Origin of the sequence: Enterobacter sp. RHBSTW-00175 (assembly GCF_013927005.1) — a bacterium.
In the GTDB taxonomy this organism is placed as follows: Bacteria; Pseudomonadota; Gammaproteobacteria; order Enterobacterales; family Enterobacteriaceae; genus Enterobacter.
In genome coordinates, this window is the sequence record NZ_CP055930.1 from 515,387 (window position 1) to 540,393 (window position 25,007).

The window sequence follows — 25,007 nt, forward strand, 5'->3', positions numbered from 1 at the left end:
AAATCCTGGGAAAAAAACAATGGGCAATATTCTATCACTGTGGGGCGATTCCTCAATGTTGATCCCTGTATCGGGTTCGAGTTTGCTGTTTTTGTTTAGAAATCATGCGCAATAGTCCATTTCGCGATCGTTTTGTTTAATTTTACGACGAACGAATAAAAACTTTAGAAAATGCGTTGACTCATTTTCAACTCTCCCTATAATGCGACTCCACACAGCGGGGGTGATTAGCTCAGTTGGTAGAGCATCTCCTTTACACGGAGGGGGTCGGCGGTTCGAGCCCGTCATCACCCACCATCTACTTCACGTAGACTCGCAGTGTAGATAAGAATTGAGAATGGGCGATTAGCTCAGTTGGTAGAGCATCTCCTTTACACGGAGGGGGTCGGCGGTTCGAGCCCGTCATCGCCCACCATTCTCACCTTATCGATAGCAGTTCCGAAATGGGCGATTAGCTCAGTTGGTAGAGCATCTCCTTTACACGGAGGGGGTCGGCGGTTCGAGCCCGTCATCGCCCACCATTTCGGGTCGTTAGCTCAGTTGGTAGAGCAGTTGACTTTTAATCAATTGGTCGCAGGTTCGAATCCTGCACGACCCACCAATGTAAAAAAGCGCCCTAAAGGCGCTTTTTTGCTATCTGCAATTTGAACGATTCGAACCTGCGATTCCGGCCTAATACAAATTTTTTATCCTTCAACCAGTGTGGCGACTAACCTCTCCACCGCCGGTGTTGCCTGCTTCTCGTCATACACCACGTATAAATCTGCCGGTATACGCTCTTTCAACGGGCGAAATACCACACCGGGCCACTGCATTTGTGCGTAACTGTCTGCCGCAAGCGTAATCCCCATACCCATACTGACCATCGCCAGAACCGTCTGCGGCTCAACGGCCTCACGGACAATCATCGGCGAAAATCCCGCCTGTTGACACACTCGCTGGAGAAAGGCCCAGTCTGAATGCGCCGACGGCATGGTGACAAAATATTCATTTTGCAGCTCTGAAAGTGAGATCGCCGAGCTGCTGACTAACCGGTGATCTTCCGGCATCGCCACCAGAAACGCGGCATCACGCAGGCGAATACTGGTGAACCCCGGGGCAGGTTCCGTGGCCATACGCCAGATCCCCACATCAAGCTCACACCGTTCAAGCAATGCCATCTGCATAACCGGTGATTTCTCGCGAAAAACCACGTCCACGTTCGGGTGCTCTTTTAAAAACGTTCGCATAACTGAACGCACTTCACTCCACATTGCCGTTCCCACAATGCCAAGCTCGATGCGCCCTGCCTCACCGCGACCAATTTGTTCGACCCGGGCCAGCGCCTGATTCGCACTGGTCAGCAGCCGACGTGACTCCTCCATCAGCACTTTCCCGGCATGGGTCAACGCAACGCTGCGGGAGTGACGAATAAAAAGCAGCGTTCCGAGCTGGCTTTCCAGCTCCTTGATATGCAGGCTTAACGGAGGCTGCGACATATTCAGGCGAGCCGCTGCCCGCCCAAAATGCAGCTCCTCCGCCACGGCCAGGAAATAGCGCAGGAGTTTAAGGTCGGTTCGGTAGACGCGTTCCATCAAAACATATCCCGGAGAAAGCACTGAATACCTCACCTTAAATCTTTTCGCGTCAGTAACAACCCGTTTTAATGCGTCGCTGTGCGCAACGCGTTGTTTTTACCCGCGTGTCGATAGTTAAAACTCAGGAAAAACACCACCGCCAGGATCAATGCGTAAGCCGCAAATACCAGCCAGATGGTCTGCCAGTCTTTCACGCCATCAACGGAGAAATAGTCCACCGCCATCCCGCTCAGGATCGACCCCACGTACGCCCCAACGCCGTTCACCATGGTCATAAACAAGCCCTGGGCGCTGGCGCGGATGTCCGGCGTCACCTCTTGCTCCACAAATACCGAACCTGAGATGTTGAAGAAATCAAAGGCGCAGCCATAGACAATCATCGACAACATCAGCAAAACAAATCCCACCGCAGACGGGTCGCCAAAGGCAAACAGCCCAAAACGCAGCATCCAGGCCATCATGCTCATCAGCATTACGGTTTTAATACCAAAGCGTTTCAGGAAAAACGGAATTGTCAGGATGAAGAAAACTTCAGACATCTGCGAAACAGAGAGCAATATCGACGGATATTTAACGATAAAGCTGTCCGCATACTCCGGGTTACGCGCAAAATCGTGCAGGAAGGGGCTGCCGAAGGTATTGGTGATTTGCAGCACCGCACCTAGCAGCATCGCGAACAAGAAAAAGATGGCCATTCGCGGCTGTCTGAACAACACAAAAGCATTCAGGCCCAGTTTGCTTGCAAGCGTCGGGGCTGATTTGCTCTTCACTACCGGGATTTTAGGCAATGTCAGGGAGTAAAGGGCTAGCACCAGTGAGGCCCCCGCAGCAATGTAGAGCTGAACATTACTGAGCTCAACCCCCATCAGGCTGATTGCCCACATCGCTACAATAAAGCCCACCGTGCCGTACACGCGTACCGGTGGAAAATGGCTCACCGTATCTAGCCCGGCCTGCTCAAGACAGGAATAAGGGAGCGTATTCGACAACGCAATCGTGGGCATAAACGCCATCGCATTGACCAGCATCACCCAGAACATCAGGCCGGGTTCGTTGACATGCGCGGCATAGCAGAGTGCAACCGCACACACGAGATGGCAAATCATATAGGCCCGGTCTGCACGCAGCCATTTATCGGCAATAATGCCCACCAGGGACGGCATAATGATCGCCGCAAGCCCTTTGGAGCTATAGACCAGCCCCACGTCTGAGCCGGTAAAATGTAGGGTATTAATCATGTAGGAGCCCAGCGTGACCAGCCAGCTCCCCCAGATAAAATATTGCATAAAGGACATCATCTTTAATCGGGTCGTGATGTTCATAACCTGTTCCTTTTCGCAGGGTGTGGCCCCTTTTCAGAGCCACGTATTTTTATCAGGCGATTTTGCGCAGGAAGCCGCAGATAAGATTGATGAAATTCTGCCGTGAGAGTTCAGCAGCCGCCAGCGTCTGCTCGTGGGACAGTTTCACATCGCCCAGCCCTTCGGCCAGATTCGTAATTGCCGACACAGCAACTACTTTCAGGTCGCAGTGTCGCGCGGAAATCACTTCCGGGACCACCGACATGCCTACGACATCGCCGCCGATAATCTGCATCATGCGGATCTCTGCCGCCGTTTCGAAATTTGGGCCTGGGTAGGAAACAAATACCCCCTCGCTCAGCGGGAAGCCCTCTTCAGCCGCGACGGTTTGCAGCACAGCACGGAATTGCGCGTCATAAGCATTTGCCAGGGTGAAAAAGCGCTCGCCGAAACGCTCATCGTTTAACCCCACCATCGGCGTGCCGGGCATGGTGTTGATGTGATCATTCAGGGCAACAAGGCTACCAGGCCCGACTTCCGGGCGAAGAGAGCCTGCCGCATTGGTACAAAACAGCAGCTCACAGCCCAGCAGTTTGAAGGTGCGGATCGCGTCGGTCATGATGGTCATTCCACGGCCTTCATAGAAATGACCGCGACCTTTCATACAGACAACCGGAACTCCGGCAAGATGGCCTAATACCAGTTCCCCCGCGTGCCCATGTACAGTACTGACCGGGAAACCGGGTAATTTCGCATACGAGATAGCCACGGCATCTTCAATTTGTTCTGCCAGCGCGCCCAGGCCAGAGCCCAGGATAAAAGCAACGCGTGGCGTGAAATTTGGTTTGTGGGCGTGAATGATATCCGCACAGTACCAGGGATTATTTGAGAGGGTCATAGAGGCTCCTTCAGGACAAAGATTGCGATAGCAGATCGCATGACCTTTGTCTTATATCTGGAGCCTGGGGTGTATCACCAATACACTTTTGCAGGGTTATCAATACTGTTTCAGTATCGATATCTTCGGCCACGTCCTCCGGCTGGCCTCAAGCTATTGCTCACCGTGCCGATATCCCTTATTTATGGCGAAAAGGATCTTTATATGACAACCCTCAAGGCAGTATCTCTGTCAGCGATGGAAATCGGCAGCGCTGATAATAGCTCCGGTGGTAATGACATTGCTTCTCAAATTTCGCGTCTGGCCAAACAGATAACGAAAGCCACCCAGCAGTTAAAAGAGGTGGCATCGGGTGATGGCACCGCGGAAGAAAAACAAAAGCAGCAGGAGATGCTTGAGTCGCAACTGGCGATGTTACAGGCCCAGATGGAGGCGCTTCAGCGCCAGCAAGCTGAAGAATCCGCTCCGAAGCAAAGCCCGGTTCAGCAGGCCGTTGAAGAAGGCGTGAATAAACCGTCCGCAGAGCATCAGATTGATATCTACATCTGATAATCGGTTGGGTTAAACAGTGGGTCGCGTATCCGTGCTGCGGTTAATTGCTGAGCCTGCATACGCACCACTTCCCAGATGGCGAGTGCCGCACCGGAGATAGAGCGATTTTTACGCCTGACCAGCATCAGTTTTCGGTCGATAGTCGGTGTAAACCGTTTCACTGTCAGATGGCTTCCCTGAGGCAGCGGCAGCGCAAGTGCGGGTAACACACTAATACCTATCCCCGCCTCAACCATCGGAAACAGCGTGGCAGGATGACCGATTTCCTGCACTATCGTTGCGTTGACGCCCTGCTCCGCAAGCGCTGCATCAATCAGCGGTCGACTCCCCGACGCATAGTCCTGAAGCACAAGATCCGCCCCTTCCAGCGCCTGCCATGTTACCTCCGCCAACGATGCCAGCGGATCGTCGTCCCGGCATAACAGCAAAAACGGCTCCGAAAGCACGACTTCGCTTTCAAGATCGCTCACGGCACCAGGATCGATAACGATCCCAAAATCCACCTCCCCCTGGCGAATGCTTTCCAGTACCCACTGCTGTGGGCGGTCATGGAGAACAAAATCAATATCCGGGTAGAGATGATTACTTTCGGCAATGCACTGCGGAATAAGATGCGCAGAGATAGTCTGGCTGGCCGCCACTCTTACGGTGCCGGAAAGTTGTTGCCCGAGCCGGCCCACATCCCGCAGCGTGGTGTTCAGCTCGTCCAGTAACCTTTCCAGCCGGGAAGCCAGTTGTTGACCGGCATCGGTGAGCACCACTTCGCGCGTGGTTCTGTCGAGCAGCCGCACTCCGGTCTGCATCTCAAGCTCTTTCACGCTATGGCTGACCGCCGACTGGCTCAAACCGATTATTTCTCCTGCCCGGCTAAAGCTACGGGCATGTGCCACGGTCACAAAGACACGAAGCTGACGTAAGGAATAATTCATCTTTTTTTTTCATGAATGGATGCAATAAATCAATTTTATTTCTCAAACAGAAAAAAGCACAATAGCGAAATCTGTTTTCAGGAGTCATTATGAAACTCTTTCGTATCCTTGATCCGTTTACGCTTACCCTTATCGTCACCGTCTTACTGGCCTCTTTTTTCCCGGCACGCGGCGGCTTCGTCCCTTTCTTTGAAGGTTTAACGACCGCAGCTATCGCCCTGCTGTTCTTTATGCATGGAGCCAAGCTGTCCCGGGAAGCCATTATCGCCGGCGGTAGCCACTGGCGGCTTCACCTGTGGGTGATGTGCAGCACCTTCATTCTGTTCCCGATCCTTGGCGTGCTGTTTGCCTGGTGGGCACCTGTGAATGTTGATCCTGCGCTGTATACCGGTTTCCTGTATCTGTGCATTCTGCCCGCGACTGTACAGTCTGCCATTGCGTTTACCTCGCTTGCTGGCGGCAACGTCGCCGCGGCAGTTTGTTCTGCCTCGGCATCAAGCCTGCTGGGGATTTTTGTCTCCCCGCTGCTGGTCGGTCTGCTGATGAATATGCACGGTGCGGAAGGTAACCTGGAACAAGTGGGTAAAATCTGCTTGCAACTGCTGCTGCCGTTTGTGCTTGGGCATCTTTCTCGCCCGTGGACTGGCGCGTTTGTGGCGAAGCACAAGAAATGGATCTCGAAAACCGACCAGACCTCGATTCTGTTGGTGGTCTATTCCGCATTCAGTGAAGCCGTTGTGAACGGCATCTGGCACAAGGTTGGCGTGGGGTCGTTACTGTTTATCGTTGTTGTCAGCATTGTGCTGCTGGCGATTGTGATTGTCGTCAACACCGTCGTCGCACGCAAATGCGGCTTCAATAAAGCGGATGAAATCACGATTGTCTTCTGTGGATCGAAAAAGAGTCTGGCGAACGGTATCCCGATGGCCAACATTCTGTTCCCGACATCAGTCATTGGGATGATGGTGCTGCCGCTGATGATTTTCCATCAGATTCAGCTCATGGTCTGCGCTGTGCTGGCGCATCGCTACAAGCATCAGGCAGAAAAGCAGGCGCAGGAAGAGACCCGCGCCGCGAAAGCTTAAGGGCGTTTCAGGGGCTGAACCAATTGCGTCAGCCCCTCGGTTTTGATCAGTAATGTGATGGACATCAGCTCACCCAGCCGCCCTGCCGGGAATTGGTCCTTACGGGCAAACCACAGCAGATACTCCTCCGGCAAATCAATCAGCCTGCGGCCTTTATACTTGCCGAACGGCATCTCGGTGTTGGCGATCTCAATAAGCTGTTCTTTTTCCACATTACTCTCCTAACAGGCGCAGCATTTCGGCTTCGTCGATAACCGCAATGCCCAGCTCCTGTGCTTTGGCGAGCTTCGAGCCCGCCGCTTCTCCGGCAATCACCAGGTCGGTTTTCTTCGACACACTGCCCGCCACTTTTGCCCCCAGCGCCACCAGACGCGCTTTGGCATCATCACGCGACAACTGGCTCAGGCTACCGGTCAGCACGACCGTTTTACCGGCGAATGGGCTGTCTATCTCTTCTGCATTCACCGCCACTGGCGCAGGCCAGCGAATACCCTCTTCCAGCAGCTTGCCAATCACCTCACGGTTGCTCTCTTCGGCAAAGAAGTTAAAGACGTGCGTGGCAACCACAATGCCAACATCCGGGACTTTTTGCAGTTCGTCGAGAGTCGCTTTTTCCAGCGCCTCCAGCGTACCGAAGTAGGCCGCAAGCCCTGCTGCTGTCGCCTCGCCCACTTCACGAATGCCCAGTGCATAGAGGAAGCGCGCAAAGGTGGTTTCTTTTGCTGTTTCCAGCGCATTCACCACATTTTGCGCCGACTTTGGCCCCATGCGATCAAGGCCGGTCAGCTTACCTGCCGTTAGCTTAAACAGATCCGCCGGGGTGTGGACATACTCTTTCTCGACCAGCTGATCGATAATTTTATCGCCCATGCCGTCAACATCCATCGCCCGACGCGACACGAAGTGTTTCAGCGCTTCTTTACGCTGGGCACCGCAAATTAGTCCGCCGGTACAACGCGCCACCGCTTCGCCTTCCACACGCTCAACGTCCGATCCACACACCGGACAATGGGTTGGAAATTCAATGGCGCGCGTATCGTCAGGACGCTCTGATTCGACAACGTTCACCACCTGCGGGATCACATCACCCGCGCGGCGGATGACCACTTTGTCGCCAATACGCAGACCCAGACGCTCAATCTCATCGGCGTTGTGCAGCGTGGCATTACTGACCAGCACCCCGGCAACCTGGACCGGCTCAAGACGTGCCACAGGCGTGATCGCCCCGGTACGGCCCACCTGGAATTCCACATCGCGGACAAAGGTCATTTGCTCCTGCGCCGGGAATTTGAAGGCCACCGCCCAGCGCGGCGCACGGGCCACGAAACCGAGCTGTTCCTGCAATTCGAGTGAGTTGACCTTAATCACCACACCGTCGATATCAAAGCCGAGCGTTGGGCGGTCTTCTTCCACCTTGTGATAAAACGCCAGCACCGCCTCGGGAGAGTCGCAAAGCTGCACGCGATTGCTCACCGGCAATCCCCACTCCCTGAATTGCAGCAGACGCCCCAGATGGGTATCAGGCAGTTCACCGCCTTCCAGAATTCCCACGCCATAGCAGAAGAAAGTAAGCGGTCGCTTCGCGGTGATACGGGAGTCCAGCTGGCGCAGAGAGCCTGCGGCTGCGTTACGCGGGTTTGCAAAGACTTTGCCCCCGGTGCGACGCGCCTCTTCGTTGATCTTTTCGAAGCCTGCCTGCGGCAGGAATACCTCTCCACGTACTTCCAGACGGGCCGGGATGTTCTCGCCCCGCAGCTTTAACGGGATGGCGCGGATGGTACGGACGTTAGTGGTGATGTCCTCACCGGTTGTACCGTCGCCACGGGTGGCAGCTCGTACCAGCAAGCCGTTTTCATAGAGAATGCTGACGGCAAGACCATCAAGCTTCAGCTCACAGCACCAGCTCAGGGTATCGCTGCTTTTCAGCCTGTCCTGCACGCGCTTGTTGAACGCCAGGAAGCTCTCTTCATCAAAAACGTTATCCAGCGACAACATTGGCACTTCATGGCGTACCTGGCTGAACGCACCCAGCGGCTCAGCGCCCACGCGTTGCGTGGGGGAATCTGGCGTAATGCGGTCCGGGTGCTGCGCTTCCAGTTCACGCAGCTCGCGCATCAGGCGGTCGTACTCCGCATCCGGGATCTCCGGTGCGTCCATAACATGATACAAATATTCATGATGGCGAAGCGTGGTTCGCAGTTGAGTCAGTTGTTGTTCGATTGAGTCCATATCGCACCATCAATGAGAAAAAACCCCCGACATGCGGGGGTTGAGGAGGAGTTGAAGTTAACGCAGAAATTACGCGTTGGCTTCCTTAACTTCGCGGATGCGGTCCTGATACTCGCGCAGTTTCTGCGGCGTCATCATGCGACGCTGGTCGTCAAGCACCACACCTCCCACTTCGTCGGCAATGTGCTGAGCAGACTGGAGCATCAGCTTAAAGTTTTGCAGTTCGTCACCGTAAGCCGGCACCTGCATAAAGATAGTTACACCCGGCGTCACGAAATCACCGGTCATTTCCGGGTCAAACGTGCCAGGGCTCACCATGTTAGCCAGGCTGAACAGCGCAGGGCCGCTACCGTCCGGGCTCAGGTGGCGATGGAAAATATTCATATCGCCAAATTTGAAGCCAGCCTGTTGAATGCTGTTAAGCAGCACATCACCATTCAGGTGACTGCCATGATGCGCGGCCACGTTCATGATGATAACGGCTTCTTTACGCTGCGGTTTTTCAACCACAGGGGCTTCTTCAACAACAGGTTCAGGCTCAACGTGTGGCGCTGGCGCGGGTTGCGGCGCAGGTTGCACATGAACAGACTGCTGCTGCGGTTGATGTACCGGCTGCTGAGGCTGTTGCACGGATTGCTGTTGAACTGGCTGCGGTGCTGCAGGCTGCTGATGGACAGGCTGTTGCGGCGGCTGACGTACCGGCTCTTCTACAGGCTGCGGCGCGTGCTGGCGCGGCTGTGCAGAAGCATACGGCGGTTGATACTGGTGCTGCGCGGCGCGAGGTGCTTCATGCTCCCCATGGCCTGCGCCGGGCGCAGTAGTATTGACCCGATGAACGCGAACTTCACCCACGCCGTCGTCTTCGCTATCGTCGATGTCGTCTTCACCGCCATCTTCGTCACGACTGGACTTCATGCGCTTCAGTGGGCGATCGCGAAACATAGAAGAACGTTCTTTACGGCTGGTCCAGAAACCATGTACCAGTAAAGCGATTATGGCGATCGCGCCAACAATGATTAATATCAGACGCAAATCCTGCATCATTATATTCTCTGTTGTTCTAACACCTTGCCACCACGGCAAACATTTACTCACTAAGAGTATTTGCCGTTGACGTCAAGTGCAAGTGCGTGCAGAGCATTCACAGCATAAAGATGAGATAAATTGTGCTTTTTGCTGTTTTTTCGAACATTTCCGAACTGGTCATTGGTCCGTAACTGGATAATATAGTCGTGCAATTCCACTGGTTGTGAAAAAAGGAGTACAGCCTGGTCATGGTTTCAACATCAACATCCGCCCCTCGCAGCGGCGTTCACTATTTTTCTCAGGGCTGGAAACTCGTTTCTCTGCCTGGCATCCGCCGCTTCGTGATTTTGCCTCTGTTAATCAACATCATTTTGATGGGCGGCGCGTTCTGGTGGCTGTTCACCAAGCTGGAAAGCTGGGTTCCGGCCATCATGGGCCACGTCCCGGACTGGCTACAGTGGTTAAGCTATCTGCTGTGGCCTATTGTCGTTATCTCGGTGCTGCTGGTGTTTGGCTACTTCTTCTCGACAATTGCCAACTGGATAGCCGCGCCTTTTAATGGCCTGCTGGCAGAACAATTAGAAGCGCGTCTTACCGGTGCCACACCGCCAGATACCGGCGTGCTGGGAGTCATGAAAGATATTCCGCGCATCATGAAGCGCGAGTGGCAGAAACTGGCCTGGTATCTGCCGCGCGCGATTGTGCTGCTTATCCTTTATTTTGTACCTGGCATCGGCCAGACGGTGGCCCCGGTACTGTGGTTCCTGTTCAGCGCCTGGATGCTGGCAATCCAGTACTGTGATTACCCGTTCGATAACCACAAAGTGCCATTTAAAGAGATGCGCACAGCCCTGCGCACCCAGAAAGTTGCGAACATGCAGTTCGGGGCTCTGACCAGCCTGTTTACCATGATCCCGGTTCTCAACCTGTTCATCATGCCGGTGGCCGTCTGTGGCGCAACGGCGATGTGGGTGGACTGCTATCGCGCTAAACACGCGTTATGGAAGTAATGCAAAAATGTGTAAACAAGGGGTGGCTTATGCCACCCCTTATTCCATACTGGATGGCATTATTTCTCATCAGCATATAGATATGCGAATTCCTTACTTCCCCATACTTATTCAGCAGGTATGCTGGGTCGGTATCCCAATTTCATACAGTTAAGGACAGGCCATGAGTAAGATTTATGAAGACAACTCGCTGACTATCGGTCATACGCCCCTGGTTCGACTGAACCGTATCGGTAATGGACGCATTCTGGCGAAGGTCGAATCCCGTAACCCAAGCTTCAGCGTAAAATGCCGTATCGGTGCAAACATGATTTGGGATGCTGAAAAACGTGGCGTTCTGAAGCCGGGCATTGAACTGGTTGAGCCAACCAGCGGCAACACCGGTATTGCATTGGCCTACGTTGCAGCCGCGCGCGGCTACAAGCTGACGCTAACCATGCCTGAAACCATGAGTATTGAACGTCGCAAGCTTTTGAAAGCGCTGGGCGCAAACCTGGTTCTGACCGAAGGCGCTAAAGGTATGAAAGGCGCCATCCAGAAAGCCGAGGAAATTGTCGCAAGCGATCCGGCAAAATACTTGCTGCTTCAGCAGTTTAGTAACCCGGCCAACCCTGAAATTCACGAAAAAACCACCGGCCCGGAAATCTGGGAAGATACTGACGGCCAGGTTGATGTGTTTATCTCTGGCGTGGGTACCGGCGGTACGCTGACCGGTGTTAGTCGCTACATTAAAGGCACAAAAGGTAAAAAAGACCTGATTACCGTTGCTGTAGAGCCAACCGACTCCCCTGTTATTGCCCAGGCGCTGGCGGGTGAAGAGCTCAAACCTGGCCCACACAAAATTCAGGGCATCGGTGCAGGCTTTATTCCAGGTAACCTGGATCTAAAGCTGATCGATAAGGTTGTTGCCATTACCAACGACGAAGCCATCTCTACCGCCCGTCGTCTGATGGATGAAGAAGGTATTCTGGCTGGTATCTCTTCCGGTGCCGCTGTTGCGGCTGCACTCAAACTTCTGGAAGATGAAACCTTTACCAACAAGAATATTGTGGTTATCCTTCCTTCCTCAGGTGAGCGTTACTTAAGCACTGCACTGTTTGCCGATCTCTTCACTGAGAAAGAGCTGCAACAGTAATGCCAGCATGTTAAAAACGCGTAAAAAAGCACCTTTCTGGGTGCTTTTTTGTGGCCTGCTTCAAACTTTTACCCCTCCTGGCATTGATTCACCTCGTTGGGTCTGGTATTTAAACCAGCAATTATTTTGATGCGTGAAATTAATCGGTGAACGAAATAGCCTTGCTGAATCGATTTTATGATTTGGTTCAAGTCTTGCTTTCACTGCATAATGTTTAATGACGATCGAAACGTCAGCGCTAACAATACAGGCTAAAGTTCAGTCGCCAGGCTAGACTTTAGTTCCACAACACTAAACCTATAAGTTGGGGAAATACAATGTTCCAGCAAGAAGTTACCATTACCGCTCCGAACGGTCTGCACACCCGCCCTGCTGCTCAGTTTGTTAAAGAAGCGAAAGGCTTCACTTCTGAAATCACTGTGACTTCCAACGGCAAAAGCGCTAGCGCAAAAAGCCTGTTCAAACTGCAAACTCTGGGCCTGACTCAAGGTACCGTAGTCACCATCTCTGCGGAAGGTGAAGACGAGCAGAAAGCAGTTGAGCATCTGGTAAAACTGATGGCTGAGCTCGAGTAAGTTTCCGGGTTCTTTTCAATATCAGTCACAAGTAAGGTAGGGTTATGATTTCAGGCATTTTAGCATCCCCGGGTATCGCTTTCGGCAAAGCACTGCTGCTGAAAGAAGACGAAATCGTCATTGACCGGAAAAAAATTTCTGCCGACAAGGTTGATCAGGAAGTTGAACGTTTTCTGAGCGGTCGTGCCAAGGCATCTTCGCAACTGGAAGCGATCAAAACTAAAGCTGGCGAAACTTTCGGTGAAGAAAAAGAAGCCATCTTCGAAGGGCACATCATGTTGCTCGAAGATGAGGAGCTGGAGCAGGAAATCATAGCCCTGATTAAAGATAAAGGCATGACGGCCGATGCGGCTGCACATGAAGTTATCGAAGGTCAGGCGACTGCCCTGGAAGAACTGGATGACGAATACCTGAAAGAACGTGCGGCTGACGTACGTGACATCGGTAAGCGCCTGCTGCGCAACATCCTGGGTCTGGCCATCATCGATCTGAGCTCCATTCAGGACGAAGTTATCCTGGTTGCCGCTGACCTGACGCCGTCTGAAACCGCACAGCTGAACCTGAAAAAGGTGCTGGGTTTCATCACTGACGCAGGCGGACGTACCTCCCACACCTCTATCATGGCGCGTTCACTGGAACTGCCAGCCATCGTGGGCACCGGTAGCGTCACTGCGCAGGTGAAAAACGACGACTATCTGATTCTGGATGCCGTAAACAACCTGGTTTACGTCAACCCAACTAACGAAGAGATCGAGCAACTGCGTGCCGTTCAGGAGCAGGTTGCCACCGAGAAAGCGGAACTCGCTAAACTGAAAGACCTGCCAGCCATTACGCTGGACGGCCATCAGGTAGAAGTGTGCGCAAACATCGGTACCGTACGTGACGTTGACGGCGCTGAGCGCAACGGTGCGGAAGGTGTAGGTCTGTATCGTACTGAATTCCTGTTCATGGACCGCGACGCGCTGCCAACTGAAGAAGAGCAGTTTGCTGCGTACAAAGCTGTTGCTGAAGCCTGTGGCTCTCAGGCAGTTATCGTCCGTACTATGGATATCGGTGGCGACAAAGAACTGCCGTACATGAACTTCCCGAAAGAAGAGAACCCGTTCCTGGGCTGGCGTGCAGTGCGTATCGCCATGGATCGCAAAGAGATCCTGCGTGACCAGGTTCGCGCTATCCTGCGTGCTTCCGCTTTCGGTAAACTGCGCATCATGTTCCCGATGATCATCTCTGTTGAAGAAGTGCGTGCACTGAAGAAAGAGATCGAAATCTACAAACAGGAACTGCGTGACGAAGGTAAAGCCTTTGATGAAACCATCGAAGTTGGCGTGATGGTGGAAACACCTGCTGCGGCGACCATTGCACGTCATTTAGCCAAAGAAGTTGATTTCTTTAGTATCGGAACCAATGATTTAACGCAGTACACCCTGGCAGTTGACCGTGGTAATGATATGATTTCACATCTCTACCAGCCAATGTCACCGTCCGTACTGACGCTTATTAAGCAAGTTATTGATGCTTCTCATGCAGAAGGTAAATGGACTGGCATGTGTGGTGAGCTTGCAGGCGACGAACGTGCTACACTTCTGTTGCTGGGTATGGGTCTGGACGAATTCTCTATGAGCGCCATTTCCATCCCACGCATTAAGAAGATTATCCGTAACACGAACTTCGAAGATGCGAAGGTATTAGCAGAGCAAGCTCTTGCTCAACCGACAACGGACGAGTTAATGACGCTGGTTAACAAGTTCATTGAAGAAAAAACAATCTGCTAATCCACGAGATGCGGCCCAATTTACTGCTTAGGAGAAGATCATGGGTTTGTTCGATAAACTGAAATCTCTGGTTTCTGATGATAAGAAAGACTCCGGAACTATTGAGATTGTTGCTCCGCTCTCCGGCGAGATCGTCAACATCGAAGACGTGCCGGATGTGGTGTTTGCTGAGAAAATCGTTGGTGATGGCATTGCTATCAAACCAACTGGCAACAAAATGGTTGCTCCAGTTGACGGCACCATCGGTAAAATTTTTGAAACCAACCATGCGTTCTCTATCGAATCTGATAGCGGTATCGAACTGTTCGTTCACTTCGGTATCGACACCGTTGAACTGAAAGGCGAAGGCTTCAAACGTATCGCGGAAGAAGGCCAGCGCGTTAAAGTTGGCGACCCGGTCATTGAATTCGATCTGCCTCTGCTGGAAGAGAAAGCCAAGTCTACCCTGACTCCGGTTGTTATCTCCAACATGGACGAAATCAAAGAACTGATCAAACTGTCTGGCAGCGTTACCGTGGGTGAAACCCCGGTTATCCGCATCAAGAAGTAATTCTTGCCGCACAGAAAAATGGCGCCTTCGGGCGCCATTTTTGTTTATGCAGGTAAGATAAGCTCGTCGTACCCTTTCGACTGCGTCCAGGTCATCACGTCCGTGACGCGATCGCCCGCACAGCGAATTGCATCCGCCACCGTTTTGCCTTCGACAATGCCGCTCACCAGTTCAGAGCAGAACAGATCCCCTGTACCTTTCAAATCGGTCTCTACGCGCGGGTGCGCGCTTACCGTTACGCTCTCTTTGGTCACCAGCACAACATGAATGTTTTCAGGATCGCCAGCCACCGGGGCGCTGGTGATAGCCACCCATTTCAGGGTCTCTGACAACAGCCCCTGCGCAGCCTCAATGGCGCTTTCAGGTGTCCGGCACGGTTTACCGCTTAAGATTTCAAGCTCAAACACGTTTGGTGTGATCCCCTGCGCCAGCGGCAGCAAATGCTGACGATAGGCGTCTGGAATGTCGGGCTTAACATAGATACCGCTGTCTGTATCGCCAATCACAGGATCGACCAACACCAGTAAATCAGGATGCTGCACCTTAATGGCGTTGAGCCACTGGGCCAGCAATGCAATCTGGCTGGCGCTGCCCATATAACCGGTGGTAACCGCTTTTAACTCGCGCAGGATGTCACGCTCTTCCAGCGCTTTAAGATAGCCGCTAAACCACTCGTCGGGGATCACTCCGCCGTAGAAGGTATCGTAGTGCGGCGTGTTGCTGAACAGGACCGTCGGTATAGCGGTGACGTTTAGCTGATGCGTTCTGATGTTCGGCACCGCAATGCTGTTACCCACGCTGCCGTACACTACCTGTGACTGCACCGCGACAATATCGGTTTGCTGCGCCCGGGATGTGTCCCGAAATAAAACCATCTCCATGATGCTTAAATCCCCGCCCCCTGCGAATAACTCTCTTCACCAAAGACACCGGTAGACAGATAACGATCTCCGCGATCGCAAATAATCGCCACCACTACTGCGCCCGGATTTGCCTGCGCAACCCGGAACGCGCCCGCTACCGCGCCACCTGAACTGACACCGCAGAAGATACCTTCACGGACAGCCAGCTCGCGCATGGTATTTTCCGCCTCGCGCTGGTGAATATCCAGTACCTGATCCACAAGCTGCGCGTTAAAAATCCCCGGCATGTATTCAGCAGGCCAGCGGCGAATACCGGGAATACTGCTCCCCTCTTCCGGCTGCAGGCCAACAATGGTAACGGGTTTAGCCTGCTCACGCAGAAAACGGGAAACCCCCGTAATGGTGCCCGTAGTCCCCATGCTCGAGACAAAATGGCTGATGCGCCCGTCGGTTTGCTGCCAGATTTCCGGGCCGGTGGTGGTGTAGTGTGCGTACGGGTTATCCGGGTTATTGAACTGATCGAGCAGCTTTCCTTCGCCGCGTTCGGCCATCTCCAGCGCTAAGTCACGCGCCCCTTCCATCCCCTGCTCTTTGGTCACCAGGATCAGCTCCGCGCCATAGGCTCGCATGGCGGCCCGGCGCTCCTGGCTCATGTTGTCCGGCATCAGCAGCTTCATGCGATAGCCTTTCAGCGCGGCGATCATCGCCAGTGCGATCCCCGTGTTTCCGCTGGTCGCTTCAATCAGCACGTCACCGGGCTTAATCTCGCCGCGTTTTTCCGCCTGGACAATCATCGACAATGCCGCTCTGTCCTTGACAGAGCCCGCCGGGTTATTGCCTTCGAGTTTGACCCAGATTTCGCTGCCGTTGTCCGGCCCCATGCGCTGAAGTTTGACCAGAGGAGTATTGCCGATGGTATGTTCTAATGTACTCATGCTCGTTGCCCAATAAAAAGCCCGGTGGCGCTTTCGCTTACCGGGCCTACAGAGAGCATGATTGTAGGCCGGGTAAGCGCAGCGCCACCCGGCAAAACTACGTGACCTTAACCTATCAGGCTGACTCCGCCAGAGCAATATCCTCGCGCGTTTCAATACGTTCATTACCGTGGTAAATCCGCGCATGTTGCAAGCCAACAAACAGACGCTCGCCCCGGAACGGCGGCTCTTCATCACGCATAACCACAGTCAGAGGTTCGGTGTACCAGCCCAGTGGCTGTACTACCAATTGGGTGTAGTGACCTTTAGGGCTAGCTTCCAGAACCTGCACCGGCAGCGGTGAGTCGAGACTGGTGCGACGGCTCACATCCACTTCCCACGGGCGCAGGAACAGATCGACCGGCCCCTGATGCGCAGAGGTATAGCCCAGAGGCCAACGGTGCGCACCCACATGGAATTGTCCCCCGCGAATGGTGCCCTGTAAGCGGTTCACTTCGCCCATAAACTCCAGCACAAAACGGGTCGCCGGTTCACGCCAGAGCTGTTCTGGTTCATCAACCTGCTCAATGTTCCCCTGGCTCATCACCACTACGCGGTCGGCCACTTCCATCGCCTCTTCCTGGTCGTGGGTCACGAAGACGCTGGTGAACTTCAGCTCTTCATGCAACTGACGCAGCCAGCGACGCAGCTCTTTACGCACCTGCGCATCCAGCGCGCCGAAGGGTTCATCCAGCAGCAGAATTTGCGGTTCAACAGCTAATGCACGCGCCAGCGCGACACGCTGCTTCTGCCCGCCAGACAGCTGAGCCGGGAAGCGGTCTGCCAGGTGGGCAAGCTGTACCATCTCCAGCAGTTTGGTGACTTTCGCCTTAATGGTGGCGGCATCCGGGCGTTCGCGACGCGGCAACACAGTCAAACCGAAAGCGATGTTATCGAACACCGTCATATGGCGGAACAGCGCGTAATGCTGGAACACAAAGCCAACCTTACGGTCGCGGGCATGAAGACGGCTCACGTCTGTGCCGTGGAAACGGATGTGCCCGCTGGTCTGATGCTCAAGCCCGGCGATAATACGCAGCAATGTGGTTTTACCGGAACCAGACGGCCCCAGCAGAGCCACCATTTGTCCGGAAGGGATATCCAGCGAGATATCATTCAGCACCTGGGTGCGACCAAAAGACTTCTTAATATTGGCAATCTCAATGCTCATGATTTCCCTCCTGATGCTGACGTTTTTCCTGATTCTCTAAACGCCACTGCACCACACTCTTCAAAAACAGGGTCAAAATAGCCATCAGCGTCAGTAACGCTGCGGCGGTAAAGGAACCGACGGTGTTGTAGTCCTGTTGCAGTAACTCAATCTGTAACGGCAGCGACAAGGTTTCGCCGCGGATAGAGCCGGATACCACCGACACCGCGCCAAACTCGCCAATCGCACGGGCATTGGTCAACACCACGCCGTAAAGCAGCGCCCAGCGGATGTTTGGCAGCGTGACGCGACGGAACATCTGCCAGCCAGATGCGCCCAGCAGTACCGCCGCTTCGTCTTCATTGCTGCCCTGGCTTAACATCACCGGCACCAGCTCGCGCACCACAAACGGACAGGTCACAAACACCGTCACCAGCACCATGCCCGGCCAGGCGAACATGACTTGCAGGTTGTGTTCATCAAGCCAGCCACCCAGCGGGCCATTGGAGCCGTAAAACAGCAGATAAACCAGACCGGCCACCACAGGTGACACTGCAAACGGGATATCCAGAAGGGTCAGCAGCAGCTGACGTCCCGGGAAGTTAAAGCGCGTCACCAGCCAGGCCAGCAGCGTACCGAACACCAGGTTCACCGGCACGGTGATCAATGCAATCAGTACGGTCAGCCAGATGGCATGCAGCATATCCGGGTTCGCCAGGTTTTCCAGCGCAGGCATCAACCCCTTGCTGAACGCCTGAACGAAGATATAAATCGTCGGCACGACGAGAATAAAGGCGGAAACCAGCACGCCCGCCCCAATCAGAAACCATTTACCCCAGTTGATACGGGGTGCATCGTATCGCTTCAATTGCGTAACTTCCGCCATCAGTGACCTACCACACGTCGACCAAAGCGACTTTGCAGAGTGTTAATCGAGTACAACAGCAGCAGCGAGGCCGCAAGGATCACCGAAGCAATCGCGCTCGCCGCCGGATAATCAAACTCCTGCAGACGGATGAAAATCATCAGCGAGGTCACTTCCGTTTTCCAGGCGATGTTCCCGGCGATAAAAATCACCGCACCGAACTCACCGAGGCTGCGGGTAAACGACAGCGCAACACCCGCCATCAGCGCCGGAGACAGCTCTGGCAGAACCACTTTGCGGAAGCTCTGCCAGCGCGTAGCTCCCAGCGTTTCTGCCGCTTCTTCGTATTCCGGGCCTAACTCTTCCAGAACAGGCTGAACGGTACGCACCACAAACGGAATACTGGTAAAGGCCATCGCCACGGCAATACCAAGCCAGGTGTAGGTCACTTTGATATCAAACTTCGCTAGCCATTCGCCGTAAAAACCGTTCACGGAAAAGAGCGATGCCAGGGTTAAACCGGCTACCGCCGTCGGCAGGGCAAAGGGCAAATCCATTAACGCATCGAGCAACGTGCGGCCCGGGAAACGGTAGCGGGTTAAAATCCACGCCATCAGCAGGCCAAACACGCCGTTAAAAATGGAGGCGACAAACGCTGACAGCAGCGTCACTTTATAGGCCGCCACCACCTGAGGGTTGGTGACCACTTCCCAGTACTGCGCCCAGCTCATCTGCGCAAGCTGCATCACCAACGCGCTGAGCGGCAAAAGCAAAATCAGGCAGACGTACAGCAGGCTGGTTCCGAGGCTTAAGGTAAAGCCCGGCAGCACGCGTTTAGTCGATACTGCAAACATTACTTATGCCCCGCCGCCAGCAATTTGTCTAACTCACCGCCACTGGCAAAATGTGTTTTCATCACATCAGGCCAGGAGCCGAAATGGTCTTCCACGCGGAACAGTTCGGTCTGCGGGAATTTGTCCTTCAGTTTGTTCATCACTTCCGGGTTATTCACACGGTAGTAGTAATCAGTAATAACAGTCTGCGCCTGCGGGCTGTACAGATAGTTGAGGTAGGCTTTCGCCGCTTTCTCTGTACCGTTGGCTGCAACGTTTTTATCCACCCACGCTACCGGGAACTCGGCCAGGATGTTGGTTTTCGGGATAACAACTTCAAAGCCCTGCGCTTCGTACTGTTTACGGATGTTGTTCACTTCCGATTCAAAGCTGATCAGCACATCGCCCAGACCGCGTTCCGCGAAGGTGGTGGTCGCGCCGCGACCGCCGGTATCAAACACTTCGACGTTTTTCAGGAACTGGGTCATGAACTGCTCGGTTTTGGCTTTATCGTTACCGTCAGCTTTGTCCGCTGCGCCCCACGCCGCCAGATAGGTATAACGTGCGTTTCCGGAGGTTTTCGGATTCGGGAAAATCAGTTTTACGTCAGAACGCACCAGGTCGTTCCAGTCGTGGATATTTTTCGGGTTGCCCTTACGCACCAGGAAACCCATGGTGGAGTAGAATGGGGAACTGTTATTCGGCAGACGGCTCTGCCAGTCCGCCGGGAGCAGCTTGCCTTTGTCATGCAGGATCTGCACGTCCGTCACCTGGTTATAGGTCACCACATCCGCTTTCAGGCCCTGAAGGATCGCCAGCGCCTGTTTGGACGAGCCCGCATGAGATTGTTTGATGGTCAGCTTATCGCCGTTGTTCTCTTTCGCCCACTGCTGTTCAAACGGTGGGTTCAGGGCGGCAAACAGCTCGCGAGACACATCATAAGAACTGTTCAACAGCTCAGTTGCCTGCGCCTGTGCCACCAGCAGTAAACCTGCCAGCGCCAGAGATCCTTTTTTCAGTACAGTAACGGCCATTGAGCACCCTTATAAATGTGATGACTATCTAATGGTCATAATATTTATAACGAGTACGAAAGGAGTAACGGTTTTATATACCGTTTGGTGATTTACAAGCAGAAAAGAGAATAAGGGGAAATCCCCTCTCCCGGCGGGAGAGGGAGAAAGGCAATTACAGCGCCAGCAGACGCTCAACGGACGGAGCGAAGTAATAGCCGCCGGTCACCGGTTTGGTGAAACGCAGCATCGCATCGCGCTTGCCGTCGGTATCACCAAACATGCTCAGTAGTTGCTGTTCGATATTGTACAAACGCGCGCAGTACGCGCAGAAGTACAGGCCATGCGTGCCGCTCGCTGTGCCATACGGCAGGCTCTGGCGAACAATTTTCAGGCCTTTACCGTCTTCTTTCAGGTCAACACGAGTCAGGTGAGACGTAACCGGACGGTCGTCGCCGTCGATCTCTTCGTTGGCTTCTTTGGTACGACCGATCATCATCTCCTGGTCGTGCACGCTCATGCGGTTAAGCTGGTTGAGGTTGTGCTCCCAGCGCTGCACGAACACATAGCTGCCGCCTGCGTCCACACCGTCTTTGATCACCGCCACTTCGCGGCGCGTTTCTTCACCCGCCGGGTTTTCAGTACCGTCGACAAAGCCGCTCAGATCGCGCTCTTCTACCCAACGGAAACCGTGCACTTCTTCCTGCACGTCGATGCTGTCGCCAAACGCTGCTACCGCCGCCTGCGCAACAGAGAAGTTCACGTCATGACGCAAAGAGAGAATATGAATCAGAACATCGTACTGGGTCGCTGGCGCAAGACCTTTACCGTAAGGGATAAAGTCTTTCAGCTCTTCAGCCCCTTCGCCGCCGCTCAGCTGATGCCAGGCGTTATTACCGAAAGCAACAACGGCGCCCAGGTGGGCGTCAGGGAATTTGGCCTGGAAGGAAGCCAGTTTATCGACGAATACTTTGCTGGCCGCACGCAGGGCATCCACATCCCCTTTTACATTGGCTTCAATCCAAATCGCCGCGCGGCAATGTTCTGGCAAAATGCCACTCTGAACCTGAGACATCGCTCCTCCTGAAATAAAGATGCCACGACAACGTGGCATTCATGGTGGCCATTATACCTGGATTTCAGCGAGTCGGTTTGTTCAGACGCAAATTACTGCTTCCAGATAATTTTGCTCACTTTCCAGTTTTTCAGCGTATCGTCAGACGGCATTAACCCTTCCGGACCGCTCCAGGTGCCGGTAAAGAGGTAACTGATGTGCTCGCTGCCTTCTGCTTTACACTCCACCGCCACGCTGTCGTCGGATGGCACGCTGGTGCAGTTGCCGAAGGCCTGTTTGTAGAGCGCGCTAAATGGTGTGCCCACTTTTACACCGCTTGTGGTCGGGATATCTTCGTCCATTACCGCAACCCGGTTTACCGTACCTTTATCGCCGTTAATCACCAGCGCCAGCGTGTCGCCTTTCAGCGCTTCGAAATAATGCACGATGGTACCATTTTCCGTTTTCATACCGCTACGCAAGCGATAGTCACTACTCAGCGCAGACTGAATAGCGTCCTGATCCAGCGCCGTCGACGCGGTGATTTTGCCCACGCCCTGCTCGGTCACTTCCGTTGAAGAACCAAACCAGTTCCACGGATAAGCAGCCGACCAGTTAATTGAGGAGAGCGTTGAACAGCCGGTTAATGCCAGCGGGAGAGCGCATAAAAGTAAACGCAGCGATTTCATTGAAACGTCCTTACTTGTTAAATCAACGCTTGTTGGAGTGCAGCATCGGCAAAAAGTGCCGCTTAATCTTTCTCGGGCGTAAAACAGGCGCGAAGACGGGGGTTAGTTAACAACCAAATCAGCGCCACGATATCCGCCACCAGCAACCCAATCCCCAGCCCGGTGAGCGGCTCGCCATAGAGCCAGAGCACAGGCTGCCAGCACAGAAGCGCAATTTGCGCCACAATCAGCAGCCAGCGAAGCGCCTGCCAGATTCGCGGGATAAGATGGCGTCGCCCACTGCACAGAAACGCCACGACCGCCGGCACGCCCGGTAGCAACCCCAGCCAAAAGGCGTCGTGATCGGGGTAAAAAAGCGTCAGCAGCGTATCGCCCTGCCCGCGTGATGCCGCGGCCATAACAAACAACACCCAGGTGCGTGCCTGCAAGAGCAAAACGCACCAGAACAAAAACGGCAGCCTGACACGCCCTTGCGCATCATAGTCTGCCGGATGGATCTCAGTACTCTTCATCTTCTATCAGGCGCTTACATAAACTCAACACATCAGAATGCTCATAACCCAGGCGCTCATACATGCCCAGCACCACGTCGTTATCTTCCCGCACCATGATCTGAATTTTCGGGCAGCCTCGGGCGATCAATTTCTTTTCCAGGCGATTGAGCAGCGCATTGGCGATACCGCGACCGCGGTATTCCGGGTGCACGCCCAGATAATAAGCTGAGCCGCGATGACCGTCGTAACCGCCCATCACCGTGCCAACGACTTCACCGTTCACTTCGGCAACCAGGAACAGACTGACGTCGTGATTCACCTTACGTTCAATGTCCATTTCCGGATCATTCCACGGACGCAACAAATCGCAGCGCTCCCAAAGGGTGACCACCTCTTCGAAATCTTCCTGGCGAAAAACGCGTATCTCCATGGTATTAACCGCCTTTTCAGGTTTAAAAACAGTGATTATGGCGCGAACGCCGTCAATAGCCAATAACCGGCGAAAATCCCACTAAAATTTGGCATAATGTCACTCTGTCACGTATTGAAATGAAAAGTAAAACAATTCTCAACAAGGACTGTCGTATCGTGAAACGCGATACGATATAACACCAGGACCCCAATTTTTTACAATTCAGGCCGCATGAGCACATTCAAACCATTAAAAGCACTCACATCGCGTCGTCAGGTTCTCAAAGCGGGGCTGGCGGCCTTAACGTTAACGGGCATCGCTTCACAGGCGCAGGCAAAAGAAGAGACCGCGCTGAAAACCAGTAACGGACACAGTAAGCCAAAAGCTAAAAAAGCGGGCGGGAAACGCATTGTCATGCTCGACCCGGGCCACGGTGGTATTGATACCGGCGCCATCGGTAAAAATGGCTCTAAAGAAAAACATGTCGTACTGGCGATTGCAAAAAATGTACGCGCAATTTTACGCAGCAACGGCATTGACGCCCGTCTGACGCGCTCTGGTGACACCTTTATCCCGCTCTACGATCGCGTAGAGATTGCCCATCAGCACGGCGCAGATCTGTTTATGTCGATTCACGCTGACGGTTTTACTAATCCCTCTGCGGCCGGGGCGTCGGTGTTTGCGCTCTCTAACCGTGGGGCCAGTAGCGCTATGGCGAAATACCTCTCAGACCGCGAAAACCGCGCGGATGAAGTCGCCGGGAAAAAAACCACTGACAAAGACCACCTGCTGCAACAGGTGCTGTTCGATTTAGTCCAGACCGACACCATTAAAAACAGCCTGACGCTCGGGTCGCATATTCTGAAAAAGATTAAGCCCGTCCACCGTCTGCACAGCAGTGGCACGGAACAAGCCGCGTTTGTGGTGCTGAAATCGCCGTCAATTCCGTCGGTGCTGGTCGAGACATCTTTTATTACTAACCCGGACGAAGAGCGTCTGCTTGGCACCACGGCGTTTCGCCAGAAAATCGCCAACGCGATCGCCTCCGGGATCATCAGTTATTTCAACTGGTTCGATAACCAGAAAGCGCACTCCAGGAAACGTTAATGAAACCCAATGCTGAGCGGGTAAAAGAATTTCTGCTGCACTTGCAGGATGAGATTTGCCAGAAACTGGCTGCCGTTGACGGCGGTGAATTTCAGGAAGATAACTGGCAGCGAGAAGCCGGTGGCGGCGGGCGCAGCCGCGTGCTGCGTAACGGCAGCATCTTTGAACAGGCGGGCGTCAATTTTTCTCACGTTCACGGAGATGCTATGCCCGCTTCTGCCACAGCGCATCGTCCTGAACTGGCAGGCCGCAGCTTTGAAGCGATGGGCGTTTCTCTGGTAGTGCATCCGCTTAACCCCTTTGTCCCGACCAGCCACGCTAACGTGCGCTTTTTCATTGCCGAAAAACCCGGTGCCGACCCGGTGTGGTGGTTTGGCGGTGGTTTCGACTTAACACCATTCTACGGTTTTGAAGAGGATGCCGTACACTGGCACACCACCGCACGCGACCTGTGCCTGCCGTTTGGCGAAGACGTTTACCCGAAATACAAAAAGTGGTGCGATGACTACTTCTACATCAAGCATCGCGACGAGCAGCGCGGCATTGGCGGGTTGTTCTTTGACGATCTGAACACGCCTGATTTTGACACCGCATTCCGCTTTATGCAGGCTGTCGGCCAGGGTTATACCGATGCCTATCTGCCGATTGTCGAACGCCGCAAAAACACCGACTACGGCGTACGCGAACGCGAGTTCCAGCTCTATCGCCGCGGGCGCTATGTGGAATTCAACCTGGTCTGGGATCGCGGTACGCTGTTTGGCCTGCAAACGGGCGGACGCACGGAGTCGATTTTAATGTCGATGCCGCCGCTGGTGCGCTGGGAGTACAGCTTTGAGCCAAAAGAAGGCAGCCCGGAGGCCGCCTTGCGTGAGTTTATTCAGGTTCGGGACTGGGTTTAAACGCTGAAGCCATCG

26 protein-coding genes and 4 tRNA genes are annotated in these 25,007 nt (G+C 53.8%); 13 read left to right on the forward strand and 17 right to left on the reverse strand.

Going from position 1 to position 25,007, the window contains the following annotated elements; genetic code table 11:
* Nucleotides 1-221: 221 nt before the first annotated feature.
* From HV107_RS02420 to HV107_RS02435, 4 genes are all read left to right on the forward strand, one after another.
* A tRNA-Val gene (locus HV107_RS02420) sits at nt 222-297 on the forward strand.
* Nucleotides 298-339: 42 nt separating this feature from the next.
* Nucleotides 340-415, forward strand: a tRNA-Val gene (locus tag HV107_RS02425).
* 30 nt (nt 416-445) lie between these two features.
* Nucleotides 446-521, forward strand: a tRNA-Val gene (locus HV107_RS02430).
* 4 nt (nt 522-525) lie between these two features.
* Nucleotides 526-601: transfer RNA gene (locus HV107_RS02435), tRNA-Lys, on the forward strand.
* Between the two features lie 85 nt (nt 602-686).
* Here HV107_RS02435 and HV107_RS02440 read toward each other — a convergent pair.
* The 3 genes from HV107_RS02440 to xapA form a co-directional block, all read right to left on the reverse strand.
* On the reverse strand, nt 687-1,574 hold the full coding sequence (locus HV107_RS02440) for a LysR family transcriptional regulator (RefSeq protein WP_182061931.1): 888 nt from the start codon (nt 1,572-1,574) through the stop codon (nt 687-689).
* 68 nt (nt 1,575-1,642) lie between these two features.
* Nucleotides 1,643-2,899 (reverse strand): nucleoside permease, encoded by a 1,257-nt coding sequence (locus tag HV107_RS02445; RefSeq protein ID WP_182061932.1) that lies wholly within the window; start codon nt 2,897-2,899, stop codon nt 1,643-1,645.
* Between the two features lie 52 nt (nt 2,900-2,951).
* Nucleotides 2,952-3,776 (reverse strand): xanthosine phosphorylase, encoded by an 825-nt coding sequence (xapA, locus tag HV107_RS02450; RefSeq protein ID WP_182061933.1) that lies wholly within the window; start codon nt 3,774-3,776, stop codon nt 2,952-2,954.
* Nucleotides 3,777-3,980: 204 nt separating this feature from the next.
* On the opposite strand from xapA, the gene HV107_RS02455 reads away from it, so the two are divergent.
* The gene (locus tag HV107_RS02455) at nt 3,981-4,325 is read left to right on the forward strand and encodes a FlxA-like family protein (protein ID WP_182061934.1); all 345 of its coding nucleotides are present in this window, start codon (nt 3,981-3,983) and stop codon (nt 4,323-4,325) included.
* On the opposite strand, the gene HV107_RS02460 is transcribed toward HV107_RS02455, so the two are convergent.
* A complete protein-coding gene (locus HV107_RS02460; protein WP_182061935.1) occupies nt 4,316-5,257 on the reverse strand; it encodes a LysR family transcriptional regulator in 942 nt (313 codons plus the stop codon). The two genes, HV107_RS02455 and HV107_RS02460, sit on opposite strands and share 10 nt — an antisense overlap.
* A gap of 89 nt (nt 5,258-5,346) precedes the next feature.
* Here HV107_RS02460 and HV107_RS02465 point away from each other — a divergent pair, with 89 nt between their 5' ends.
* On the forward strand, nt 5,347-6,342 hold the full coding sequence (locus tag HV107_RS02465) for a bile acid:sodium symporter family protein (protein WP_182061936.1): 996 nt from the start codon (nt 5,347-5,349) through the stop codon (nt 6,340-6,342).
* On the opposite strand, the gene HV107_RS02470 is transcribed toward HV107_RS02465, so the two are convergent.
* From HV107_RS02470 to zipA, 3 genes are all read right to left on the reverse strand, one after another.
* The gene (locus HV107_RS02470) at nt 6,339-6,554 is read right to left on the reverse strand and encodes a DUF3820 family protein (RefSeq protein ID WP_182061937.1); all 216 of its coding nucleotides are present in this window, start codon (nt 6,552-6,554) and stop codon (nt 6,339-6,341) included. The two genes, HV107_RS02465 and HV107_RS02470, sit on opposite strands and share 4 nt — an antisense overlap.
* A 1-nt stretch (nt 6,555) precedes the next feature.
* Nucleotides 6,556-8,571: an NAD-dependent DNA ligase LigA gene (gene ligA / locus HV107_RS02475; RefSeq protein ID WP_182061938.1), complete on the reverse strand. Its 2,016-nt coding sequence runs from the start codon at nt 8,569-8,571 to the stop codon at nt 6,556-6,558.
* Between the two features lie 69 nt (nt 8,572-8,640).
* The gene (gene zipA, locus HV107_RS02480) at nt 8,641-9,615 is read right to left on the reverse strand and encodes a cell division protein ZipA (protein WP_182061939.1); all 975 of its coding nucleotides are present in this window, start codon (nt 9,613-9,615) and stop codon (nt 8,641-8,643) included.
* Between the two features lie 230 nt (nt 9,616-9,845).
* Here zipA and cysZ point away from each other — a divergent pair, with 230 nt between their 5' ends.
* From cysZ to crr, 5 genes are all read left to right on the forward strand, one after another.
* Nucleotides 9,846-10,607, forward strand: a complete 762-nt coding sequence (cysZ, locus tag HV107_RS02485; protein ID WP_182061940.1) for a sulfate transporter CysZ — start codon at nt 9,846-9,848, stop codon at nt 10,605-10,607.
* 163 nt (nt 10,608-10,770) lie between these two features.
* Complete coding sequence (gene cysK / locus HV107_RS02490; protein ID WP_182061941.1) at nt 10,771-11,742, forward strand: cysteine synthase A; 972 nt, start codon at nt 10,771-10,773, stop codon at nt 11,740-11,742.
* A gap of 317 nt (nt 11,743-12,059) precedes the next feature.
* Complete coding sequence (gene ptsH / locus HV107_RS02495; RefSeq protein WP_000487600.1) at nt 12,060-12,317, forward strand: phosphocarrier protein Hpr; 258 nt, start codon at nt 12,060-12,062, stop codon at nt 12,315-12,317.
* Nucleotides 12,318-12,361: 44 nt separating this feature from the next.
* Nucleotides 12,362-14,089, forward strand: a complete 1,728-nt coding sequence (gene ptsI / locus HV107_RS02500) for a phosphoenolpyruvate-protein phosphotransferase PtsI (protein ID WP_182061942.1) — start codon at nt 12,362-12,364, stop codon at nt 14,087-14,089.
* A gap of 40 nt (nt 14,090-14,129) precedes the next feature.
* Nucleotides 14,130-14,639: a PTS glucose transporter subunit IIA gene (crr, locus tag HV107_RS02505; protein ID WP_003861316.1), complete on the forward strand. Its 510-nt coding sequence runs from the start codon at nt 14,130-14,132 to the stop codon at nt 14,637-14,639.
* 44 nt (nt 14,640-14,683) lie between these two features.
* Here crr and pdxK read toward each other — a convergent pair whose 3' ends face one another.
* The 10 genes from pdxK to HV107_RS02555 form a co-directional block, all read right to left on the reverse strand.
* Nucleotides 14,684-15,520 carry a pyridoxine/pyridoxal/pyridoxamine kinase gene (pdxK, locus tag HV107_RS02510; RefSeq protein ID WP_182061943.1) on the reverse strand — a complete coding sequence of 279 codons (837 nt, stop codon included), beginning with the start codon at nt 15,518-15,520 and terminating at the stop codon, nt 14,684-14,686.
* 5 nt (nt 15,521-15,525) lie between these two features.
* Nucleotides 15,526-16,437 (reverse strand): cysteine synthase CysM, encoded by a 912-nt coding sequence (cysM, locus tag HV107_RS02515; RefSeq protein WP_182061944.1) that lies wholly within the window; start codon nt 16,435-16,437, stop codon nt 15,526-15,528.
* A gap of 115 nt (nt 16,438-16,552) precedes the next feature.
* Entirely contained in the window at nt 16,553-17,647 is a 1,095-nt protein-coding gene (gene cysA / locus HV107_RS02520) for a sulfate/thiosulfate ABC transporter ATP-binding protein CysA (RefSeq protein ID WP_182061945.1), read from the reverse strand.
* Nucleotides 17,637-18,512 carry a sulfate/thiosulfate ABC transporter permease CysW gene (gene cysW / locus HV107_RS02525; protein WP_182061946.1) on the reverse strand — a complete coding sequence of 292 codons (876 nt, stop codon included), beginning with the start codon at nt 18,510-18,512 and terminating at the stop codon, nt 17,637-17,639. The genes cysA and cysW overlap by 11 nt, the downstream gene beginning before the upstream one ends.
* Nucleotides 18,512-19,345 carry a sulfate/thiosulfate ABC transporter permease CysT gene (cysT, locus tag HV107_RS02530; RefSeq protein ID WP_182061947.1) on the reverse strand — a complete coding sequence of 278 codons (834 nt, stop codon included), beginning with the start codon at nt 19,343-19,345 and terminating at the stop codon, nt 18,512-18,514. The genes cysW and cysT overlap by 1 nt, the downstream gene beginning before the upstream one ends.
* Entirely contained in the window at nt 19,345-20,358 is a 1,014-nt protein-coding gene (locus HV107_RS02535; protein WP_182061948.1) for a sulfate ABC transporter substrate-binding protein, read from the reverse strand. Before HV107_RS02535 ends, cysT begins: the two co-directional genes overlap by 1 nt.
* Nucleotides 20,359-20,512: 154 nt before the next feature.
* Nucleotides 20,513-21,412, reverse strand: a complete 900-nt coding sequence (locus tag HV107_RS02540) for a Dyp-type peroxidase (protein ID WP_182061949.1) — start codon at nt 21,410-21,412, stop codon at nt 20,513-20,515.
* 92 nt (nt 21,413-21,504) lie between these two features.
* On the reverse strand, nt 21,505-22,080 hold the full coding sequence (locus tag HV107_RS02545; protein WP_182061950.1) for an RpoE-regulated lipoprotein: 576 nt from the start codon (nt 22,078-22,080) through the stop codon (nt 21,505-21,507).
* A gap of 62 nt (nt 22,081-22,142) precedes the next feature.
* Nucleotides 22,143-22,592 (reverse strand): DUF2919 domain-containing protein, encoded by a 450-nt coding sequence (locus tag HV107_RS02550; RefSeq protein ID WP_182061951.1) that lies wholly within the window; start codon nt 22,590-22,592, stop codon nt 22,143-22,145.
* On the reverse strand, nt 22,579-23,004 hold the full coding sequence (locus tag HV107_RS02555) for a GNAT family acetyltransferase (RefSeq protein WP_182061952.1): 426 nt from the start codon (nt 23,002-23,004) through the stop codon (nt 22,579-22,581). The genes HV107_RS02550 and HV107_RS02555 overlap by 14 nt, the downstream gene beginning before the upstream one ends.
* 213 nt (nt 23,005-23,217) lie before the next feature.
* Between HV107_RS02555 and amiA the strand changes: the two genes are divergently transcribed.
* Nucleotides 23,218-24,093 (forward strand): N-acetylmuramoyl-L-alanine amidase AmiA, encoded by an 876-nt coding sequence (gene amiA / locus HV107_RS02560; protein ID WP_182061953.1) that lies wholly within the window; start codon nt 23,218-23,220, stop codon nt 24,091-24,093.
* The gene (gene hemF / locus HV107_RS02565; RefSeq protein ID WP_182061954.1) at nt 24,093-24,992 is read left to right on the forward strand and encodes an oxygen-dependent coproporphyrinogen oxidase; all 900 of its coding nucleotides are present in this window, start codon (nt 24,093-24,095) and stop codon (nt 24,990-24,992) included. Before amiA ends, hemF begins: the two co-directional genes overlap by 1 nt.
* Nucleotides 24,993-25,007 lie beyond the last annotated feature (15 nt).

Excerpts from the sequence above, each read along its gene's own strand:
- cysA (WP_182061945.1), bottom strand. The coding sequence starts at position 17,647 with ATGAGCATTGAGATTGCCAATATTAAGAAGTCTTTTGGTCGCACCCAG.
- cysT (WP_182061947.1), bottom strand. The coding sequence starts at position 19,345 with ATGTTTGCAGTATCGACTAAACGCGTGCTGCCGGGCTTTACCTTAAGC.
- ptsI (WP_182061942.1), top strand. The coding sequence starts at position 12,362 with ATGATTTCAGGCATTTTAGCATCCCCGGGTATCGCTTTCGGCAAAGCA.
- HV107_RS02465 (WP_182061936.1), top strand. The coding sequence starts at position 5,347 with ATGAAACTCTTTCGTATCCTTGATCCGTTTACGCTTACCCTTATCGTC.
- HV107_RS02440 (WP_182061931.1), bottom strand. The coding sequence starts at position 1,574 with ATGGAACGCGTCTACCGAACCGACCTTAAACTCCTGCGCTATTTCCTG.
- HV107_RS02445 (WP_182061932.1), bottom strand. The coding sequence starts at position 2,899 with ATGAACATCACGACCCGATTAAAGATGATGTCCTTTATGCAATATTTT.
- pdxK (WP_182061943.1), bottom strand. The coding sequence starts at position 15,520 with ATGGAGATGGTTTTATTTCGGGACACATCCCGGGCGCAGCAAACCGAT.
- HV107_RS02555 (WP_182061952.1), bottom strand. The coding sequence starts at position 23,004 with ATGGAGATACGCGTTTTTCGCCAGGAAGATTTCGAAGAGGTGGTCACC.
- crr (WP_003861316.1), top strand. The coding sequence starts at position 14,130 with ATGGGTTTGTTCGATAAACTGAAATCTCTGGTTTCTGATGATAAGAAA.
- ligA (WP_182061938.1), bottom strand. The coding sequence starts at position 8,571 with ATGGACTCAATCGAACAACAACTGACTCAACTGCGAACCACGCTTCGC.
- hemF (WP_182061954.1), top strand. The coding sequence starts at position 24,093 with ATGAAACCCAATGCTGAGCGGGTAAAAGAATTTCTGCTGCACTTGCAG.
- cysM (WP_182061944.1), bottom strand. The coding sequence starts at position 16,437 with ATGAGTACATTAGAACATACCATCGGCAATACTCCTCTGGTCAAACTT.
- HV107_RS02460 (WP_182061935.1), bottom strand. The coding sequence starts at position 5,257 with ATGAATTATTCCTTACGTCAGCTTCGTGTCTTTGTGACCGTGGCACAT.
- xapA (WP_182061933.1), bottom strand. The coding sequence starts at position 3,776 with ATGACCCTCTCAAATAATCCCTGGTACTGTGCGGATATCATTCACGCC.
- HV107_RS02550 (WP_182061951.1), bottom strand. The coding sequence starts at position 22,592 with ATGAAGAGTACTGAGATCCATCCGGCAGACTATGATGCGCAAGGGCGT.
- cysW (WP_182061946.1), bottom strand. The coding sequence starts at position 18,512 with ATGGCGGAAGTTACGCAATTGAAGCGATACGATGCACCCCGTATCAAC.
- HV107_RS02540 (WP_182061949.1), bottom strand. The coding sequence starts at position 21,412 with ATGTCTCAGGTTCAGAGTGGCATTTTGCCAGAACATTGCCGCGCGGCG.
- cysK (WP_182061941.1), top strand. The coding sequence starts at position 10,771 with ATGAGTAAGATTTATGAAGACAACTCGCTGACTATCGGTCATACGCCC.
- cysZ (WP_182061940.1), top strand. The coding sequence starts at position 9,846 with ATGGTTTCAACATCAACATCCGCCCCTCGCAGCGGCGTTCACTATTTT.
- amiA (WP_182061953.1), top strand. The coding sequence starts at position 23,218 with ATGAGCACATTCAAACCATTAAAAGCACTCACATCGCGTCGTCAGGTT.
- zipA (WP_182061939.1), bottom strand. The coding sequence starts at position 9,615 with ATGATGCAGGATTTGCGTCTGATATTAATCATTGTTGGCGCGATCGCC.
- HV107_RS02545 (WP_182061950.1), bottom strand. The coding sequence starts at position 22,080 with ATGAAATCGCTGCGTTTACTTTTATGCGCTCTCCCGCTGGCATTAACC.
- HV107_RS02455 (WP_182061934.1), top strand. The coding sequence starts at position 3,981 with ATGACAACCCTCAAGGCAGTATCTCTGTCAGCGATGGAAATCGGCAGC.
- ptsH (WP_000487600.1), top strand. The coding sequence starts at position 12,060 with ATGTTCCAGCAAGAAGTTACCATTACCGCTCCGAACGGTCTGCACACC.
- HV107_RS02535 (WP_182061948.1), bottom strand. The coding sequence starts at position 20,358 with ATGGCCGTTACTGTACTGAAAAAAGGATCTCTGGCGCTGGCAGGTTTA.